General features: G+C 73.1%; 12 protein-coding genes and 1 pseudogene. 5 read left to right on the top strand and 8 right to left on the bottom strand.

From position 1 onward, the window contains the following. Positions 1-53: 53 nt before the first annotated feature. From QFZ71_RS02090 to QFZ71_RS02080, 3 genes are all read right to left on the bottom strand, one after another. On the bottom strand, positions 54-1,391 hold the full coding sequence (locus tag QFZ71_RS02090; RefSeq protein WP_307666531.1) for a chloride channel protein: 1,338 nt from the start codon (positions 1,389-1,391) through the stop codon (positions 54-56). Between the two features lie 128 nt (positions 1,392-1,519). After that, a complete protein-coding gene (locus QFZ71_RS02085; RefSeq protein ID WP_307666530.1) occupies positions 1,520-2,980 on the bottom strand; it encodes a DUF2252 domain-containing protein in 1,461 nt (486 codons plus the stop codon). Positions 2,981-3,084: 104 nt separating this feature from the next. After that, positions 3,085-4,050: a DUF389 domain-containing protein gene (locus QFZ71_RS02080; RefSeq protein WP_307666529.1), complete on the bottom strand. Its 966-nt coding sequence runs from the start codon at positions 4,048-4,050 to the stop codon at positions 3,085-3,087. Positions 4,051-4,248: 198 nt separating this feature from the next. On the opposite strand from QFZ71_RS02080, the gene QFZ71_RS02075 reads away from it, so the two are divergent. Continuing rightward, positions 4,249-6,072, top strand: coding sequence for a glycoside hydrolase family 15 protein (locus QFZ71_RS02075; RefSeq protein WP_307666528.1), 1,824 nt, complete (start codon positions 4,249-4,251; stop codon positions 6,070-6,072). A gap of 49 nt (positions 6,073-6,121) precedes the next feature. Further along, a complete protein-coding gene (locus QFZ71_RS02070) occupies positions 6,122-6,376 on the top strand; it encodes a DUF6011 domain-containing protein (RefSeq protein ID WP_307666527.1) in 255 nt (84 codons plus the stop codon). Between the two features lie 7 nt (positions 6,377-6,383). Here the strand turns inward: QFZ71_RS02070 and QFZ71_RS02065 are convergent, their stop codons facing one another. After that, positions 6,384-7,259, bottom strand: coding sequence for an acyl-CoA thioesterase II (locus tag QFZ71_RS02065; RefSeq protein WP_307666526.1), 876 nt, complete (start codon positions 7,257-7,259; stop codon positions 6,384-6,386). A 34-nt stretch (positions 7,260-7,293) separates the two neighbouring features. Beyond that, complete coding sequence (locus tag QFZ71_RS02060) at positions 7,294-9,867, bottom strand: RNA helicase (protein ID WP_307666525.1); 2,574 nt, start codon at positions 9,865-9,867, stop codon at positions 7,294-7,296. A 79-nt stretch (positions 9,868-9,946) separates the two neighbouring features. Here QFZ71_RS02060 and QFZ71_RS02055 point away from each other — a divergent pair, with 79 nt between their 5' ends. Continuing rightward, entirely contained in the window at positions 9,947-10,738 is a 792-nt protein-coding gene (locus QFZ71_RS02055) for a metal-dependent hydrolase (protein WP_307666524.1), read from the top strand. 89 nt (positions 10,739-10,827) lie between these two features. Beyond that, a pseudogene (locus QFZ71_RS02050) lies at positions 10,828-12,362 on the top strand (ATP-dependent DNA ligase). 47 nt (positions 12,363-12,409) lie between these two features. On the opposite strand, the gene QFZ71_RS02045 reads toward QFZ71_RS02050, so the two are convergent. Continuing rightward, positions 12,410-13,771, bottom strand: coding sequence for an NAD(P)/FAD-dependent oxidoreductase (locus QFZ71_RS02045; RefSeq protein WP_307666523.1), 1,362 nt, complete (start codon positions 13,769-13,771; stop codon positions 12,410-12,412). 416 nt (positions 13,772-14,187) lie between these two features. On the opposite strand from QFZ71_RS02045, the gene QFZ71_RS02040 reads away from it, so the two are divergent. After that, the gene (locus QFZ71_RS02040; RefSeq protein WP_307666522.1) at positions 14,188-15,747 is read left to right on the top strand and encodes a fused MFS/spermidine synthase; all 1,560 of its coding nucleotides are present in this window, start codon (positions 14,188-14,190) and stop codon (positions 15,745-15,747) included. A gap of 78 nt (positions 15,748-15,825) precedes the next feature. Here QFZ71_RS02040 and QFZ71_RS02035 read toward each other — a convergent pair whose 3' ends face one another. Together QFZ71_RS02035 and QFZ71_RS02030 are read right to left on the bottom strand one after the other, a co-directional pair. Further along, positions 15,826-17,607 (bottom strand): ABC transporter ATP-binding protein, encoded by a 1,782-nt coding sequence (locus QFZ71_RS02035; protein ID WP_307666521.1) that lies wholly within the window; start codon positions 17,605-17,607, stop codon positions 15,826-15,828. Next, the gene (locus QFZ71_RS02030) at positions 17,604-19,550 is read right to left on the bottom strand and encodes an ABC transporter ATP-binding protein (RefSeq protein WP_307666520.1); all 1,947 of its coding nucleotides are present in this window, start codon (positions 19,548-19,550) and stop codon (positions 17,604-17,606) included. The genes QFZ71_RS02035 and QFZ71_RS02030 overlap by 4 nt, the downstream gene beginning before the upstream one ends. Positions 19,551-19,575 lie beyond the last annotated feature (25 nt).

The following is a 19,575-nucleotide window of genomic DNA, read 5'->3' as shown; positions in this document are numbered from 1 at the left end:
AACAGGAGCGGGCGCGGCGCGGGATCAGGAGCCGGGGAAACCCACGGGGACGATCACACCGCTTCCGGCCCGCCCCTGTCCACCGGCGCGGGCGTCAGCCGGAGGGTGATCACGTACGCCACCACCACGGACACGATCACCAGAGGCATCACGGTGAGCCCCTCCTTCCCCAGCAGGAGCGTGGCAAGCAGCACCGAGGTCATCGGCAGCCGCAGCATCGCCACGCACATGGCCCCGATGCCCATCGCGAAACCCGCGGTCGGATGCAGTCCCGGCAGCTGGGACAGCGCGAGGCCGCCCACCGCGCCCACGAACATCGCGGGGAAGACGGGCCCTCCGCGGAAGCAGCTCAGCGAGGCGCAGTAGGCGAGCGACTTGCAGACGATGAGCATCAGCAGCGCCCCGACCGAGTACTCCGCGCTCTCCGCCAGCAGGTGGCCCAGTGCGTGCTCGCCGGAGTACAGCACCTCCGAGCCCTCCCTGCCCGACGTCTCCGCATACGCGAGCGCGAGCCCGCCGATGACCAGCCCCATCACCGCCGTGGCCACCACCGTCCGCCGCTCCACGCGTGTCTGGAGGGCCAGCGACAGCCGGCGGATGCCCGTACCGGCGAAGGCCGCCGCGACACCGATGACCAGCGCCCATCCGAACTCCGCGACGCCGGGGCCCGCCGCCGCCGGAACGTCACCCAGGCTCAGGGAGTAGGTCCCCAGACCCGTCCAGGACCCCAGCCCCGTGAAGATCAGGGCGCCGATGCCCGCCGAGAGCAGACCGGGGACCAGCGCCACGCCCAGCATCGGCCCGGCCAGCCCCGACACCTCCATCAGCAGGAACGCGCCCAGCAGCGGGGATCCCAGCAGGGCGCTCACCGCGGCGAAGCTGCCGGAGGCCCCGACCAGGGCTCGCGCCTGCGGAGGGAGGTCCCGTTTGACCCGGCCCGCCGCCCAGACGGCCAGCCCGCCGCCCAGCGCGATCAGGGGCGCTTCCGGCCCGAGTACGGCACCCACGCCCAGCGAGACCAGCGCGGCCAGGGCGATGCCGGGCAGATCCACCGCGGCCGGGGCCCCGGTGGACACCAACCCCTCCGCCGGCCGGTGTCCGCCCCCGCCCGGCAGACGGCGGACGACGAGCCCGACCAGGAGGCCGGCGACGCCGAGCAGCGGGACCGGCCACCACGACGGCGTGCCCTCGAACCCCAGCGCCTTCGGCAGCTCCGCGTACGTCAGCGACTGGAGCTCCGACACCAGGGCCAGGAAGCCGAACGCGATCGCCGAGATCGGCACCCCGAGGAGGGCCGCCATCAGCAGCAACCCCGCGTACCTCCGCGTGCGGACCGGCGCGTACGGGTCCCCCGGCGCGTCGGCGGGCGGGCCCGGTGGCGTGGGCGGCATGATCTCGACTCCTCGACGCGACGATTCCCGCGGCGGGGACGCTTCCCCACGGGCTCACGTCGGCATACCACGCACCGGCTCCCCGGCCGCCTCCCTGCGGCCGGGGACACGCCCTCCGGCACGGAAGGTCAGCCGCCCGGCTCCGGAAGGCCGTGCGCACCGCCCCCGGCCGAGGGGTCCGCCGGCAGCCGGCCCGACGCCACCGCGTCCACCAGAGCCCGGTGATCCCGCTCGTTGCGGTCCGCGTACGCCTCCGCGAACGCGGCGATCGCCCGGTCGAAGACGTCCTTGCGGCCCAGGTAGCCGGCGATGGCGATCCGGTCCCCGGACCTGGCGTGTGCGCGGGCGAGCGTGGAACCGCACACCTCGCCGAACACGCGCATCCCCTTCGGCGCCATCGACTCCGGCTCGGCGATGCCCTTCCAGTCCCGCAGCTGGCGCACGTAGAAGTCCCGGATCCGGCCGTCGATGCCGTCCGCCCGCTCCCAGCCGAGGAAAAGGTCGCTGGACGCCTGCATCAGGCGCTGCCCCGCGACCACCCGCTCGCCCTGGTTCGCGTACCGGCTCGCCCCGGTGTGTTCGGCCAGCACCGAGGGCCCGGCCTCCTTGGCCTGGAGGAGAAGCGGATCCCCGTCGTCCCGGCCGAGCAGCAGGATGATCCAGCACCGGGTGCCTACACTGCCCACACCGACGACCTTCCGGGCCACGTCCACCAGCGCGAAGTCCTCCAGCAGACTGCGCCGGTCGGACGTCAGACTGCGTCCGTAGCCGGCCACCAGGGTGCCGAACCTCCGGTACACCGCCTCGGGTTCCACCCCCGGCATCAGCTCGGTGAGCGGGACGACCATCGGCGGGTCCGCGGCGATCCGCAGCCGCCCGCCGGCCACCTCGGCGAGCTTGCCGAAGGCCTGCAGACTGTCCCTGGAACGGGCCTTGTCCAGCGCCCGGCCGACGTTCCTGCGCCCCCGCCCGCCCAACTCCTGCGCGGCCAGCGTCCGCAGCCGCTCGGCGTCCGTCCTCGCGTACCACACGTCCATGTTGCGCATCCCGGCATACCGGGCCATCGACTCCCGGTACGAGCGGACCGACGCCCGGACGATCCCGGACCGCTCCCGGTCGGTGAAGCCGTTCGCCCTCGCCGCGATGACGAGGCTGGTCGCCAGCCGTTTGACGTCCCATTCCCAGGGGCCCGGCAGCGTCTCGTCGAAGTCGTTGATGTCGAAGAGCAGATTCCGCTCGGGCGAGGCCAGCAGCCGGAAGTTCAGCAGATGGGCGTCGCCGCACAGCTGCGCCCGGATCCCCGAGTCGGGGGTGCCGGCCAGGTCGGCGGCCATCAGGGCCGCCGCGCCCCGGTAGAAGCGGAACGGGGACTCGGACATCCGGGCATAGCGGATCGGGACCAGCTCGGGCACCCGCTCCGCGGACTGCGCCTCCAGGACCGCCAGCGGGTCGGTACGGTGCGGCGACGGCGTGAAGTCCGCGTGGCTCGACCGGGGAGCCCTGCGGCGCGCGGCTCTGCCGAGGGCCGCGCGTTCGGCCGGTGTCGCGTGGGGTGCGGCGCGCAGCGGTGCGGCGGTTTCCCGGTCCATGAGGGCCCCTTCAGGAGTTCGTCGGGCTTCGGACTTCGGACTTCGGGTGTCGGACGGCGGACGGCGGACGGCGGACGGCGGGCTTCGGATCGAGGGCTCGTGCGTCAGGTCTCCTCGGCGGCCCGGCGATTCCGGTCCCGCCGGAGACCGACCTTGCGCCAGATCCCCCGCTGGGCCCTGAGCGCGGCCGTGCCCACCACGATCAGCACCAGGATGTTCACCACGAGCTGGATGGCCGAGCCCCGTACGTCGGACCAGCTGGTGAACGCGGTGGAGACCGCGATGTCCGCGGCGGCCGGGATGGTCGTGACCGAGATGAACACCCCGAGCAGGGCACTCGTCCTGGCCTCGGTGAGCGACACGATCCCGACGACCCCGGCCAGGGTGGCGACGGCGACGGAGAAGAAGTTCGGCGTGTTGATGAGGTTGGAGACGGGGCGCAGCCCCCGGTCGAACGCCGCGGACTCCAGCCCGAAGCCGCGGATGAGGAGGGCGAAGAGGAAGGTGACCACGATGGTGAGGAGGAAGCCGGCGCCCAGGGCGGCCAGCCCGCCGCGCACCGCGGCCCGGTGGCCCCGGTCGATCCCCAGCGCCACGCTGACGATCGCGCCGTACTCCGGCCCGACGACCATCGCCGCCACGATGAGGATCTGCGAGTTGGTGACGATGCCGACCGAACCGATCAGGCCGGCGACGACCAGGTAGAGGTAGAAGCTCGGCGGGTACCGCCCTCCGGATCGGATGCGCGCCTCGACCTGCTCCCAGACCGGCGCCCCGTTCAGCGGCCCCAGCGCGCGCCGCCCTTCTTCGATGGCCGCGCCGGAGAAGGCCATGTCGACCGCTTCGATGACGAGGGAGCCCCGTCGGTCGAGCCGGACGGCGCGGAGCCGGTGCAGCACGTCGTCGGCCGCCCCCGTCAGGACGTCACAGGTGACGGAGTCGCCGTCCGGACGGCGAACGGCGCCACGCTGGACGATGAGATCGAACACGCACGCGTCGCCCGAGAGCAGGGCGACGACCTCGTCGGTCAGGTCCGGCGGACTCACCGCGCGGATGTGGATCATGTCCATCCCGCTACCTCCGCGGCTCCCGGCCCCGTGGGGCGGAGCGACGCCCGGCCCGGCCGGGGCTCACTCCAGTAACGCGGCTGCGGCCCCGCTCGGCAAACCGGGCGGCGTGCCCCGGACCGGCACGGGTGCCCGCCGCGCAGCCGGGACCGGAGTGCCGGATAGTGAGGAGCACGGGGGCCCGACCGGGAGGGAAGGCTCATGGACCGGTATCCGCCGATCGCCGACCACGGACTCGTGGGCGACCTCCAGACCGCCGCGCTGATCTCGTCGCGGGGAGTGGTCGACTGGTTCGCCGCCCCCAGATTCGACGCGCCCAGCGTCTTCGCCGCACTGCTCGACCACGAGCGCGGCGGCTACTTCCGGCTGGCGCCCGAAGGCGGCCCGCACACGGGCAAGCAGCTCTACTACCCCGACACCGCGGTCGTGGTCACCCGGTTCATGGCTCCCGACGGCGTCGGAGAGGTCCTCGACTGGATGACCCCGATCCGGTCCGGCGGGCCGACCGCACGGCACACGCTCGTCCGCGTCGTGCGATCGGTGCGCGGCACCGTGCGCTTCGGCCTGGAGTGCCGGCCCCGGTTCGACTACGGCCGCGCCGCCCACGAGCTGGAGCTGGGGCCCACGGGACACCGGGCGGTCTTCCGGGCACCCGGCGTGACGGCCCATCTCCAGGCGGGTTTCCCGCTCACCCGTGACGGCCGGGACGCGGTCGGCGGCGTCACCCTGCACGCCGGGGAAGTGGCGGGCGCCGTTCTCACCCTCTGCGGCTCCGACGACCCCGAGCCGCCGCCACCCACCATCGAGGGGATCACCGACCAGCTCTGGGATGCCGTCGACTTCTGGCAGCGGTGGGTGCGCGGATCCCGCTACCACGGCCGCTGGGTCGACATGGTCAACCGCTCCGCGATCACCCTGAAGCTGCTCACGTACGAACCCACCGGCGCACCCGTCGCCGCGCCGACCATGGGACTGCCCGAACAACTCGGCGGTGAACGCAACTGGGACTACCGGTACACCTGGGTCCGGGACGGCTCCCTGTCGGTGCGGGCCCTGCTGGACCTGGGCTTCGTCGACGAGGCGACCGCGTTCACCCACTGGCTCGGCGACCGGCTCCGGGAACGGGAGGACGCCGGCGGAGAGCCCCTGCGGATCATGTACCGGGTCGACGGGCAGCCGCTGGACGGGGAGCAGGTCCTCGGGCACCTGGAGGGCTACCGCGGCTCGCGCCCGGTCCGGCTCGGCAACGCGGCGGAGGACCAGCTCCAGCTCGACATCTACGGCGAAGCCCTCTACGCCCTGTCCGAGAACCATGAGGCCGGCGCCCGGGCGGGCTACCGGGGGTGGAAGACCCTGTCCCGCACCCTGGACCGGCTCGCGGACTCCTGGGACCGCCCCGACGAGGGCATCTGGGAGACCCGGGGAGGGCGCAAGGACTTCACCTACAGCCGGGTGATGTGCTGGGCCGCCTTCGACCGGGGCCTCGAACTCGCCGCCCGGCTCAGCCGTCCCGCCGACACCGCCCGCTGGACCGGGGCACGGGACGCCGTGCTGGAGCAGGTCGCGGAACGCGCCTGGAGCGAAGAACTCCAGGCCTACGTCCAGAGCTACGGGAACGACGTGCTCGACGCGTCCCTGCTGCTCATGCCGAGAGTGGGGTTCCTCGCCCCGCGCGATCCGGGCTGGCTGTCCACCCTGGACGCCATGGACCGCACCCTGGTCTCGGACAGCCTCGTCTACCGCTACGACCCGGCGGCGTCGCCGGACGGGCTGCGCGGCGCGGAGGGGACGTTCAGCCTCTGCACCTTCCTCTACGTCGACGCGGCTGCCCGCGCCGGACGGCTGCGACAGGCGCGCTACACCTTCGAGAAGATGCTCACCTACGCCAACCACGTGGGCCTGTTCGCCGAGGAGATCGGCCCCAGCGGTGAACAACTGGGCAATTTTCCCCAGGCGTTCACCCATCTCTCGCTCATCATGGCGGCCCGCACCCTGGACGAGGCGCTGGACCGCGAGCGCGCCTGAGGCCGGCCGCCCGCGCGGACCGCCTCAGGCCCTCTGGGAGGATCGGGGCGTGGACACTTCCGATGCCTTCCCCGAGCCGCTGCCCGGAGCCGACGCAGCGGTTCGCGCGGAGACGGACCCCGACGACGGGGCCCCCGAACGCCGCCGCCTCGTCCGCTGCCGCCTCTGCGGCCGCCCCCTCACCGGGGCCGACTCGCGCCGCGCCGGCCTCGGACCGTCCTGCGACGCCAAGCTGCACCCCGCGCCCCCGGACATCCGCACCCGCCGCCACGAGGTCGAGCAGGACCCGCTGCCGGGCACGTGAAGCGCCGCTACGGCCGGTCCAGCCGCCGGAACAGCCCCTCCTGCACCACCGACACCAGCAGCTGCCCCGACCGGTCGTAGATCCGGCCCCGCGCCAGCCCCCGGCCCCCCGTGGCGATCGGCGACTCCTGGTCGTACAGGAACCACTCGTCCGCCCGGAACGGCCGGTGGAACCACATCGCGTGGTCCAAGGAGGCAAGGTCATAGCCGCGCGGGCCCCACAGCGGCTCCACCGGGATGCGGACCGCGTCCAGCAGCGTCATGTCGCTCGCGTACGTCAGCGCGCAGGTGTGCACCAGCGGGTCGTCGCCCAGCGGCCCCACCGCCCGCATCCACACCGCGCTCCGCGGGTCCGCGTCCTCGACCTCCTCCCGCGTCCAGCGCAGCCGGTCCACGTAACGGATGTCGAACGGCTGCCGCCGGGCCATCCGCTCCAGCGCGTCCGGCAGCGCGCCCAGGTGCTCGCGCACCTCCTCCGCGACCGTCGGCAGCTCCTCCGGGTCCGGGACGATCCTGGCCGGCGGCAGCTGGTGCTCGAACCCGGCCTCCTCGGGGCGGTGGAAGGACGCCGTCAGATTGAAGATCGTCCGGCCTTCCTGGACGGCTGTGACCCTCCGTGTGGTGAAGGACCGCCCGTCCCGTACCCGCTCCACCTGGTACACGATCGGCACGCCCGGCCGTCCCGGCCGCAGGAAGTAGGCGTGCAGCGAGTGCACCGGCCGGTCCCCGTCGGTGGTCCGGCCCGCCGCCACCAGCGCCTGGCCCGCGACCTGCCCGCCGAAGACCCGTTGCAGAGACTCCTCGGGGCTGCGGCCCCGGAAGATGTCGACCTCGATCCGCTCCAGGTCGAGAAGGTCGACCAGGCGCTCCGCCGGATTCGTCATGCCGTACCTCTCCGCTCCCACATCACGCGTGCGCTCACAGCCGGCCGACCTCGGTGACCCGGACGACCGCCCGGCCCTCCTCGTCGGACGCCGCGAGGTCCACCTCGGCCTGGATGCCCCAGTCATGATCGCCCGCCGGGTCGGCGAACGCCTGCCAGACCCGCCACAGCCCGTGCGCCGGGTCCTCCTCGATCTTCAGCAGCTTCGGACCGCGCGCGTCCGGCCCGGTACCGATCTCCTCGTGCGCGTCCCAGTACGCGTCCAGGGCCTCGCCCCACGCGTCCTCGTCCCACCCGGAGTCGCCGTCCAGCTCGCCCAGCGCGCCGGCCCGGTCCAGCGCGGCCAGCTCCACCCGCCGGAACATCGCGTTGCGCACCAGCACCCGGAAGGCGCGCGGGTTGGCCGTGACCGGCTTGACCTCGTCCGCCTTCTCCTGAGCCTGCTCGGCGGTCTCCACCTCGGGGTTGGCCAGCTGCTCCCACTCGTCCAGCAGACTGGAGTCCACCTGGCGCACCATCTCCCCGAGCCAGGAGATCAGGTCCTGGAGGTCCTCCGACTTCACGTCGTCCGGGATCGTGTGCTCCAGCGCCTTGTACGCGCTCGCCAGATACCGCAGCACGATGCCCTCGGTCCGCGCCAGCTCGTAGTGCGAGGTGAACTCCGTGAAGGTCATGGCCCGTTCGTACATGTCGCGGATCACCGACTTCGGCGACACCGGGTGGTCGTTCACCCACGGGTGGCTCGTGCGGTACACGTCGTACGCGTGCCACAGCAGCTCGCTCAGTGGCTTCGGGTACGTGACCTCCTGGAGCCGCTCCATCCGCTCCTCGTACTCGACCCCGTCCGCCTTCATCTGCCCCACGGCCTCGCCGCGCGCCTTGTTCTGCTGCGCGGCCAGGATCTGCCGGGGGTCGTCCAGCGTCGACTCCACGACCGAGACCATGTCCAGCGCGTACGAGGGGGACTCGGCGTCCAGCAGGTCGAACGCGGCCAGCGCGAACGTGGACAGCGGCTGGTTCAGCGCGAAGTCCTGCTGGAGGTCGACCGTCAGCCGCACGATCCGGCCCTCGGCGTCCGGCGTCTCCAACTGCTCCACCACCCCGCCGTCCAGCAGCGAGCGGTAGATGGCGATGGCCCGCCGGATGTGCCGCAGCTGCGCCCGGCGCGGCTCGTGGTTGTCCTCCAGCAGGTGCCGCATCGCCTCGAACGCGTTGCCCGGCCGGGCGATGACCGCCAGCAGCATGGTGTGCGTCACCCGGAAGCGGGAGGTCAGCGGCTCCGGTTCGGACTGGATGAGCTTGTCGAAGGTGGTCTCCGACCAGGCGACGAAGCCCTCCGGAGCCTTCTTCCGGACCACCTTGCGCTTCTTCTTCGGGTCGTCGCCCGCCTTCTTGACGGCCTTCTCGTTCTCGATGACGTGCTCGGGGGCCTGCGCCACCACGAAGCCCGCCGTGTCGAACCCGGCCCGCCCGGCCCGGCCCGCGATCTGGTGGAACTCCCGCGCCCGCAGCGTCCGCACCCGGGTGCCGTCGTACTTGGTGAGCGCCGTGAACAGCACCGTGCGGATGGGGACGTTGACGCCGACGCCGAGCGTGTCCGTCCCGCAGATCACCTTCAACAGCCCCGCCTGGGCCAGCTTCTCCACCAGCCGCCGGTACTTGGGCAGCATCCCCGCGTGGTGCACCCCGATGCCGTGGCGTACGTAACGGGAGAGGTTCTGGCCGAACTTGGTGGTGAAGCGGAAGCTGCCGATCAGATCGGCGATCTTCTCCTTCTCCTCCTTGGTGCACATGTTGATGCTCATCAGCGACTGCGCCCGCTCGACGGCCGCCGCCTGCGTGAAGTGCACGATGTAGACCGGCGACTGCCGGGTGTCCAGCAGCTCGGTCAGCGTCTCGGTGATCGGCGTGAAGCGGTACTCGTAACTGAGCGGCACCGGACGGGTCGCCGAGCGCACCACGGAGGTGGGGCGGCCGGTGCGCCGGGTCAGGTCCTTCTCGAACATCGAGACGTCGCCGAGCGTCGCCGACATCAGCACGAACTGCGCCTGCGGCAGCTCCAGCAGCGGGATCTGCCAGGCCCAGCCCCGGTCGGGCTCGGCGTAGAAGTGGAACTCGTCCATCACGACCTGGCCGATGTCGGCGTACTTACCGTCGCGCAGCGCGATGGAGGCCAGCACCTCGGCCGTACAGCAGATCACCGGGGCGTCCGCGTTGACCGAGGCGTCGCCGGTGAGCATGCCGACGTTCTCGGTGCCGAACAGCTTGCACAGGTCGAAGAACTTCTCCGACACCAGCGCCTTGATCGGGGCCGTGTAGAAGGTGACCTTGTCCTGCGCCAGCGCCGTGAAGTGCGCCCCCGCCGCCACCAGGCTCTTGCCCGAGCCGGTCGGGGTGGAAAGGATCACGTTCGCCCCGGAGACCACCTCGATCAGCGCCTCCTCCTGAGCCGGGTACATCGTGATGCCCTGGCTCTCGGTCCATGAGGAGAAGGCCTCGAAGAGGGCGTCCGGGTCGGCGGTCTGGGGAAGCTGGTCGATGAGGGTCACGCCCCCATCTTGCCTGTCTTCCGCCCGGATGAGGGAACCGGCCGACGCGACCAAGATCATGGGCGATACGCTGCGGTCCTCAACCTGCCCGCTCCGTGACGGTGACGGGCGCACGCGACACTGGGGGCGGGAAAAGACCATGATGGGACCGGCACACTCGCTGTCCGGGGCGGCGGCCTGGCTGGGGGTGGGCGCGGCCGCCACCGCGGCGGGCTACGCGATGCCCTGGCCCGTCCTCGTCGTCGGGGCGCTGATCTGCGCGGGAGCCGCGCTCGCCCCCGACCTCGACCACAAGTCCGCGACCATCTCGCGCGCCTTCGGCCCGGTCTCCAAGGCCCTCTGCGAGATCGTCGACAAGCTCTCCTACGCCGTCTACAAGGCCACCAAGAGCGCCGGCGATCCCCGCCGCACCGGCGGACACCGCACCCTGACCCACACCTGGCTGTGGGCCGTCCTGGTCGGCGGCGGATGTTCCGCTGCCGCGATCACCGGAGGCCGCTGGGCCGTCCTGGCGATCCTCTTCGTCCACCTCGTGCTCGCGGTCGAGGGCCTGCTGTGGCGGGCCGCCCGCGTCTCCAGCGACGTCCTCGTGTGGCTGCTCGGCGCGACCAGCGCCTGGATCCTCGCGGGCGTCCTGGACAAGCCCGGCAACGGGGCCGACTGGCTGTTCGACGCACCCGGCCAGGAGTACCTGTGGCTGGGCCTGCCCATCGTGCTGGGCGCCCTCGTCCACGACATCGGCGACGCCCTGACCGTCTCGGGCTGCCCGATCCTGTGGCCCATCCCGATCGGCCGCAAGCGCTGGTACCCGCTCGGCCCGCCGAAGGCCCTGCGCTTCCGGGCCGGCAGCTGGGTGGAGATGAAGGTGCTGATGCCCCTCTTCATGATCCTCGGAGGCGTCGGCGGGGCCGCCGCCCTCAACTTCCTGTGACGCCCCGCCGCACCGGTCCTCCACGGCGGGCGGCGCGCCCGGAGCCGTACGGGCGGGCGGCGGACTCCGTCCCGTAGCACCATGGGCGCATGCTGCTCGCCGAGCTCGCCCAGGTGTCCCTGGAGGTCGCCGCCACCTCCGCCCGGTCCAAGAAGGTGGCGCTCCTCGCCGGTCTCTTCCGCGACGCCGGCCCCGAGGACGTCCCTGTCGTCATCCCCTACCTCGCCGGACGGCTGCCCCAGGGCCGGATCGGGGTCGGGTGGCGCAGCTCGGGGACCCCGTCGAACCCGCCTCGGAACCCACCCTCACCGTCACCGGCACCGACGCCGCGCTGACCGCCCTCGCGGCCCTCTCCGGACCCGGCTCCCGGGAGCGGCGCAAGGAGCACCTGCGCGCCCTGTTCGCCGCCGCCACCGAGGACGAACAGCGTTTCCTGCGGGCCCTGCTGACCGGCGAGGTGCGCCAGGGGGCCCTGGACGCCCTCGCCGCCGACGCCCTGGCCCGCGCAGCCGAAGCCCCGCCCGCCGACGTCCGGCGCGCTGTGATGCTCGCCGGATCTCTCCAGGAGGTCGCCCGCGTCCTCCTCGCGCAAGGCCCCGAGGCGCTGGGGGAGTTCCGGCTCACCGTCGGGCGGCCCGTCCAGCCGATGCTCGCACACACCGCAGCCTCGGTCGAGGACGCCCTGGACAGACTGGGCCCGTGCGCCGTCGAGGAGAAGCTCGACGGCATCCGCGTGCAGGTCCACCGCGACGGCGACCTGGTCCGCGCCTACACCCGGACCCTCGACGACATCACCGTCCGGCTGCCCGAACTCGTCGCCGCCGTCATGGCGCTCCCGGCCGACCGCTTCATCCTGGACGGCGAGGTGATCGCCCCGGGGGAGGACGGCCGCCCCCGCCCCTTCCAGGAGACCGCCTCCAGGGTGGGCTCCCGGCGGGACGTGGCCGGGGCGGCGGCGCACGTCCCCGTCGTCCCTGTCTTCTTCGACGCGCTCCTCGTCGACGACGAGGACCTGCTCGACCTGCCCTTCGCCGACCGCCACGCCGCCCTGGACCGGCTCGTCCCGGAGGGGCTGCGCGTCCGCCGCACCCTGGTGGCCGACCCGGACGACCCGGAGGCCCGCGCGGCGGCCGAGGCGTTCGCCGCCGCCACCCTGGAACGCGGCCACGAGGGCGTCGTCGTCAAGGGCCTGACCGCCGCCTACAACGCGGGCCGCCGGGGCGCGTCCTGGCTGAAGGTGAAGCCGGTGCACACCCTGGACCTGGTCGTGCTCGCCGTGGAGCGGGGCAGCGGCCGCCGCACCGGCAAGCTCTCCAACCTGCACCTGGGCGCCCGCAGGCCCGACGGTACGTTCGCGATGCTCGGCAAGACCTTCAAGGGGCTCACCGACGCCCTGCTGGACTGGCAGACCGAGAAGCTGGGCGAGCTGGCCACCGGGGACGACGGCCACGTCGTCACCGTACGCCCGGAACTCGTCGTCGAGATCGCCTACGACGGTCTCCAGCGCTCCACCCGCTACCCCGCCGGGGTCGCCCTGCGCTTCGCGCGCGTCCTGCGCTACCGGGAGGACAAGACCGCCCGGGAGGCCGACACCGTGGAGACGGTCCTGTCCCGGCAGCCGTGAGCGCGCCCCGGTGCGATCCGGGACGCGCTCGTACCGCCTGCGGCGGCTCAGTGCTCGACGACCGCCGACGCGGTGTGCTCCTTGACCTGCTCCGGCGTCAGATAGGCGTCCGTGTACTCGAAGTCCCGCAGCGTCGCCGGTTTGCGGGACTGGAAGCCGGTCCGTACGAAGTCGTCGCCGGCGACCGCGTTCAGCAGCCAGTTCGTCATGACCCGCGTCTTCGCCACGTTCGTCCGCAGGGCCGACCAGTGGTAGCCCCGCGCCACCGCCTGCGCCGGCAGCCCGCGCAGTTCGATGCCCAGCGGCTTGGACACGGCGTCCTTGCCCCCCAGGTCCACGACGAGCCCCAGGTCCTTGTGGACGTAGTCCTCCAGCGGCAGGCCGCGCAGCGAGGCGATCAGATTGTCCGCCAGGACCTTGCCCTGCCGCATGGCGTGCTGCGCGGTGGGCGGGCAGATCGCCCCGTCGCCCTTGGCCAGGTCGGGCACCGCCGCCGCGTCACCTGCCGCGAACACGCCGTCGGAGCCGGGCAGCGTGAACTGCGGGGTGACGGCGAGCCGGCCGCGTACCGTCTCGGCTCCCAGCGTCCCGATCAGCGGGCTGGCGGCCACTCCGGCGGTCCAGATCAGTGTGCGGCAGGGCAGCACCCGGCCGTCCGTGAAGGTGACCTCCTCCGGTCCCGCCTTGTCGATCGAGACCCCGAGCGAGACCTCGATGTTCCGCTTGCGGAGCACGTCCAGGGCGGCGAGCCCCAGCTTGTCGCCCAGTTCCGGCATCAACTTGGGCGCGATGTCGATCAGATGCCACTTGATCAGCCGGGGGTCCAGCCGCGGATAGTGCTTCACCGCGTTGGTGGTGAGCCGCTGGAGGCAGGCCGCCGTCTCCGTGCCGGCGTAACCTCCGCCGACCACCACGAACTGGAGCCGGGAGGCTCGCTCGGCCTCGTCCTGGCTGGCGTCCGCCAGATCGAGCTGGGCGATCACGTGGTCCCGGACGTACGCGGCCTCGGCCAGGGTCTTCATCCCGCGGGCGTTGTCCAGCAGTCCGGGGATGTCGAAGGTCCGGGTGACGCTGCCGGCCGCCAGCACGATGTAGTCGTACGGCTCGTTCACGATCTCGTCCGTGATCTTCCGGATCACACAGACCTTCGCCTCCGGGTCCACGCCGATCGCCCCGCCCGGCACGATCCTGGTCCGGTGGCGGCGGCTGCGGCGCAACGACACCGCGACGGACTGCGGCGTGAGCACCCCGGAGGCCACCTGGGGGAGCAGCGGCAGATACAGCTGGTACGAGAACGGTGTGACGAGCGTGATCCGGGCCTCTCCCGGAGCGAGCCTGCGCTCCAGGCGGCGTACGCACTCGACGCCTGCGAAGCCGGCGCCGACGACAAGAATCCTGGGTGGTGCCACGGTCTGCGTCCCTTCTCGGGCTTGCGTGGTTCTGCGCTCGCCTGCCCCGTTTACCGGGTGATTCACCCCTCATCCTCACCGGAGCCCGCGGCATCCGCCTCCTGACGGGGTGAAACGGGGGCCGGTCGGAGCGGCGGACCGGCAAGCCGGCTCCCTGAACCGGTACCCGCTCTCCCCGCCCCGGCTCCTCGCACCGGTCCGCTGCGTCCCCGACGCCATCCGGCTCTCCCCGGTCGGCTCCGGTGGCGGTCGCCTCGTCTCCGTACACCGGCTCACCGGACCACCGGCCCGGGCGCGGGCGCACCGCACGGCCCGCCGGCGCCCCTTCCGCAGCACGGTGGCCACCCGGTGCGCCGGAGCGCTCAGCCCCTGGAACGACGGGAGTTCGGCCGCCAGCCCCGTGCGAGGATGCCGAGGTGACGACCTCGCCCTCCTCTCCCGTGACCGACGATCCGCCCGCTGCCGGTGGCCCGCCCCGCGGTCCCGTGCTGGGGTCCCGCGCCGCGGCGGCCCTCGTGTTCGGGGCGTCGGCCGCGGTCCTGGTGGTCGAGATCGTCGCCCTGCGGCTGCTCGCCCCGTACCTCGGGCTCACCCTGGAGACCAGCACGATGGTGATCGGCGTCGCCCTCACCGCCATCGCGCTGGGCTCCTGGCTGGGCGGACGCCTCGCGGACCAGGTCGATCCGCGCCTGCTCATCGCCCCGGCGCTCGGTGGGTCGGGCGTGGTCGTCGCCCTCACCCCGCTCCTGCTGCGCACCACCGCGCAGTGGTCACCGGCACTGCTCCTGCTGGTCGCGTCGGCCACCCTCCTGGTGCCCGGCGCGCTGCTCTCCGCGGTGACCCCGTTCGTGACGAAGCTGCGGCTCACCACCCTCGCGGAGACCGGGACCGTCGTGGGACGGCTGTCGGGCGTGGGCACCTGCGGAGCCATCGCCGGCACCGTCCTCACCGGGTTCGTCCTGGTCTCCCGGCTGCCCGTCAGCTCCATCCTGATCGGCCTCGGAGCGCTGCTGGTCCTCGCGGCCGCCCTGGTCGGGTGGCGGGCCCGCCGCGCCCGCCGTGCCGTGGCCGCCGCGCTGGCGACGGTCGTCGCGGGCTCGCTCGCCACCGGGTTCGCACCCGGCGGCTGCGACGCGGAGACCCGGTACCACTGCGCACGGGTCATCGCGGACCCCGACCGGCCCACCGGCCGCACGCTGATCCTGGACGGCCTGAGTCACTCCTACGTCGACGTCGAGGACCCGACCTACCTGAAGTTCGCCTACGTACGCGCCCTCGCGTCCGTGGTCGACACCGCCTTCCCCGAGGGCGAACCGCTGACCGCCCACCACATCGGGGGCGGTGGCCTCACCTTCCCCCGCTACCTCGCCGCCGTACGCCCCGGCACCCGCAGCCTCGTCTCCGAGATCGACGCGGGAGTCGTCCGCGTCGACCGCGATCTGCTCGCGCCGGGCCCCGCCGCCACCGGCGTCGACGTACGCGTGGAGGACGGCCGGCTGGGACTGCGGAGGCTGGCGGAGGGGAGCCACGACCTGGTCGTCGGCGACGCCTTCGGAGGCGTCAGCGTGCCATGGCACCTCACGACCTCCCGGGCGCTGGCAGACGTACGCCGGGCGCTCGACACGGACGGCCTGTACGCCGTCAACCTCATCGACCACGGCGCACTGGCCTTCGCCCGCGCCGAGGTCGCCACCCTCGCCGCGACCTTCCCGTACGTCGCGCTCCTCGGGAAGGCCGCGGACATCGGCCTGGACCCGACCGCGTCCACCGTGGGCGGCAACCTGGTGGCGGTCGCCTCCGGCCGGCCGCTCGACGCCCGCGCGATCCAGCGGGCCCTGGACGCCCGGAACGTCGGCTGGAGGATCGCCACCGGAGAGACCGTCGCCGCCTGGACGGGGGACGCCCGGATCCTCACCGACGACCACGCACCCGTCGACCAGCTCCTCCGGTCCGACCGCACTCCGGCGGCCCGGTGAACGCGTGCGGCGCGGTGGGCCCGGTCGGTCCGGTGACCCCGGACGGCCCGATCGCCTCCGGGCCGTCCGTCCGGCGCGTCACCCGTGCCAGGACCGCCACAGGGACGCGTACGCGCCGTCCGCCGCCACCAGCTCGTCATGGCTGCCCAGTTCGCTGATCCGGCCGTCCTCCACCACCGCGATCACATCCGCGTCGTGCGCGGTGTGCAGGCGGTGCGCGATCGCCACGACCGTACGGCCCTCCAGCACCCGCGCCAGCGAACGCTCCAGGTGACGGGCGGCCCGCGGGTCCAGCAGCGAGGTCGCCTCGTCCAGGACCAGCGTGTGCGGATCGGCCAGCACGAGGCGGGCCAGTGCGATCTGCTGCGCCTGTGCCGGAGTGAGCGCGAACCCGCCCGAGCCGACCTCGGTGTCCAGCTCCTTCTCCAGGGCACGCGCCCAGCCGTCCGCGTCCACCGCCGCGAGCGACGCCCACAGCTCCGCGTCCCCGGCCCCGTTCCGGGCCAGCAGCAGATTGTCCCGCAGCGTGCCGACGAAGACGTGGTGCTCCTGGTTGACCAGGGCCACATGCTCCCGGACCCGCTCCGCCGTCATCCGCGACAACTCCGCCCCGCCGAGCGTCACCGCACCGGTGCGCGGCGCGTAGATCCCCGCCAGCAGCCGCCCCAGCGTGGACTTGCCCGCGCCGGAGGGGCCCACCAGGGCGAGCCGGGTGCCCGGAGCCACGTCCAGCGACACCCGGTGCAGGACGTCGACGCCCTCCCGGTACCCGAAGCGGACCTCGTCCGCCCGCACGTCCCGGCCCACCGGACCGACCTCGGCGTCGCCCGCGTCCGGCTCGATCTCCCGGACGCCGACCAGCCGGGCCAGCGACACCTGGGCGACCTGGAGTTCGTCGTACCAGCGCAGGATCAGACCGATCGGATCGACCATCATCTGGGCCAGCAGCGCACCCGTCGTCAACTGCCCGACCGTGATCCACCCCTCCAGCACGAACCAGCCGCCGAGCAGCAGGACCGCGCCGAGGATCGTCACGTACGTCGCGTTGATGACGGGGAACAGCACCGAGCGCAGGAACAGCGTGTACCGCTCCCAGGCCGTCCATTCGGTGATGCGCCGGTCCGACAGCGCCACCCGGCGGGCGCCGAGGCGGTGTGCCTCCACGGTCCGCCCGGCGTCCACCGTCTCCGCGAGCATCGCGGCCACGGCGGCGTAACCGGCCGCCTCCGAGCGGTACGCCGAAGGAGCCCGGCGGAAGTACCAGCGGCAGCCCACGATCAGCACCGGCAGCGAGATCAGCACGGCCAGCGCCAGCGGGGGAGCGGTCACCGTCAGCGCGCCGAGCAGCAGCCCGGCCCACACCACGCCGATCGCCAACTGCGGCACGGCCTCGCGCATAGCGTTCGCCAGCCGGTCGATGTCCGTCGTGATCCGGGAGAGCAGATCGCCCGTCCCGGCCCGCTCCAGAACCCCGGGCGGCAGTCCCACGGACCGTACGAGGAAGTCCTCGCGCAGGTCCGCCAGCATCTCCTCGCCCAGCATCGCGCCGCGCAGCCGCATGGAGCGGGTGAACAGGACCTGGACCACCAGCGCGACCGCGAAGATCGCCGCCGTACGCTCCAGACGCAGGTCGGCGACCCCGTTCGAGAGGTCCTCCACCAGCCCGCCCAGCAGATACGGCCCGGTGATCGAGGCGATGACCGCCACCGCGTTGACCGCGATCAGAATCGTGAACGCCCTGCGATGGCGGCGCAGCAGACTCCGTACGTAGCTCCGCACGGTCGTCGGCGTGCCCACGGGCAGCGTCGTCGCCGACTCCGGGGCCGCGGGGTCGTACGCCGGGGGTGCGACGCCGATCATGCCCTCTCCTCGATTTCCTGGACGGTGGTGATGGCGGGGACCCCGACGGGGCCCTCCACCGCGTTCGCGGCGGCCGTCTCCTCCTCGGTCTCACGGGTGACGACCGCCCGGTAGCGCGGCTCGGTGCGCAGCAGGCCGCGGTGGTCGCCCACGGCGACCACGGTGCCCTCGTGGACGAGGACCACCCGGTCGGCGGCGTCGAGCAGCAGCGGCGACGAGGCGAACGCCACCGTCGTACGCCCCCGGCGCAGCTTCGCGATCCCGGCGGCCACGCGCGCCTCGGTGTGCGAGTCGACCGCGGAGGTCGGCTCGTCCAGCACCAGCGCCTCCGGATCGGTGACCAGTGACCGGGCCAGCGCGAGACGCTGGCGCTGGCCGCCGGACAGGGACCGGCCGCGCTCGGTGATCCGGGTCCGCATCGGGTCCCCCTCGTTGTCGGGGGACGCCTGCGCCAGGGCGTCCAGCACGTCACCGCACTGGGCGGCCTCCAGCGCCGCGTCCGCGGTGACCAGGCCCGAGGAGGGGACGTCCAGCAGCTCGCGGAGCGTGCCGGACAGCAGCACCGGGTCCTTGTCCTGGACCAGTACGGCGGCCCTCGCGGTGTCCAGCGGGATGTCGTCCAGGGCGATCGCCCCGAGCAGCACGGACGGGGCCCTCTCCGCGTCCTTCGGGGGCGCGGTCCCGGCGTCCTTCACCTTCCCGGACCCGGTGGCCTTCCCGGACCCGGCCCCCTTCACCTCTCCGGCCCCGGACCCGCCTCCGGCAGTCCCCGGCTCAGCGTCCCCGGCGGGTTCGGCGTGTCCGCCCAGCCGTTCGGCCAGCCGTCCCGCCTCGTCCGGATCACCGCAGACGACGGCGGTGAACTGCCCCCGAGGGGCCATCAGGCCGGTCGCCGGGTCGTACAGGTCGCCCGTCGGGGCCACTCCCTCGACGGTGGCCTCCCTGTCGCTGCGGCGCAGCGACAGCACCCGTACCGCGCGCTGGGCGGAGGGCCGTGAGAAGGAGTACGCCATCGCGATCTCCTCGAAGTGGCGCAACGGGAACAGCAACAGCGTGGCCGCGCTGTAGACGGTGACGAGCTGGCCGACGTCGATGCGGCCGTCCCGCGCGAGCGTCGCCCCGTACCAGACCAGGGAGATCAGCAGGACGCCCGGCAGCAGAACCTGCACCGCCGAGATCAGCGCCCACATCCGGGCGCTGCGCACGGCTGCCCGGCGGACCTCCTGGGAGGCGCGGCGGTAGCGGCCGAGGAACAGTTCCTCGCCGCCGATCCCGCGCAGCACGCGCAGCCCGGCGACGGTGTCCGAGGCCAGCTCGGTGGCCTTGCCCGCCTTCTCGCGCTGCTCGTCGGCGCGCCGGGTGGCGCGCGGGAGCAGCGGCAGCACGGCCAGGGCGAGCACCGGCATGGCGAGTGCCACCACCAGACCGAGGGACGGGAGATAGAGGATCAGCCCGACGCAGATCACCACGAGGGCGATGGCGGCGGCGGCGAAGCGGGAGAGCGCCTCGACGAACCAGCCGATCTTCTCCACATCGCCGGTCGAGACGGCGACGACCTCACCGGCGGCGACCCGCCGCGTCAGCGCCGAGCCCAGCTCGGCGGTCTTGCGGGCGAGGAGTTGCTGGACGCGGGCGGCGGCGGTGATCCAGTTGGTCACGGCGGTCCGGTGCAGCATGGTGTCGCCGGCGGCGATCAGCACGCCGAGCGCCACGATGAGGCCGCCGGCCAGGGCGAGCCGCGCCCCGGAGCGGTCCACCACCGCCTGGACGGCGAGGCCCGCGGTGACCGGGAGACCGGCGAGGCCCAGCTGGTGCAGCAACCCCCAGGCGAGAGCCTTCAGCTGGCCTCCGAGCTGGTTGCGCCCGAGCCAGTACAGGAAGCGGGGGCCTGAACGGACATCGGGGTCGCCGGGATCCGAATACGGAAGGTCGCGAATCTGCATGACGTCCCAGGGCTCGTGAAGCGGA

Origin of the sequence: Streptomyces sp. V2I9, assembly GCF_030817475.1 — a bacterium.
Lineage (GTDB): Bacteria > Actinomycetota > Actinomycetes > Streptomycetales > Streptomycetaceae > Streptomyces.
The sequence above is the reverse complement of the archived record's forward strand: the minus strand, read 5'-3'. Positions and strand labels throughout refer to the sequence as shown.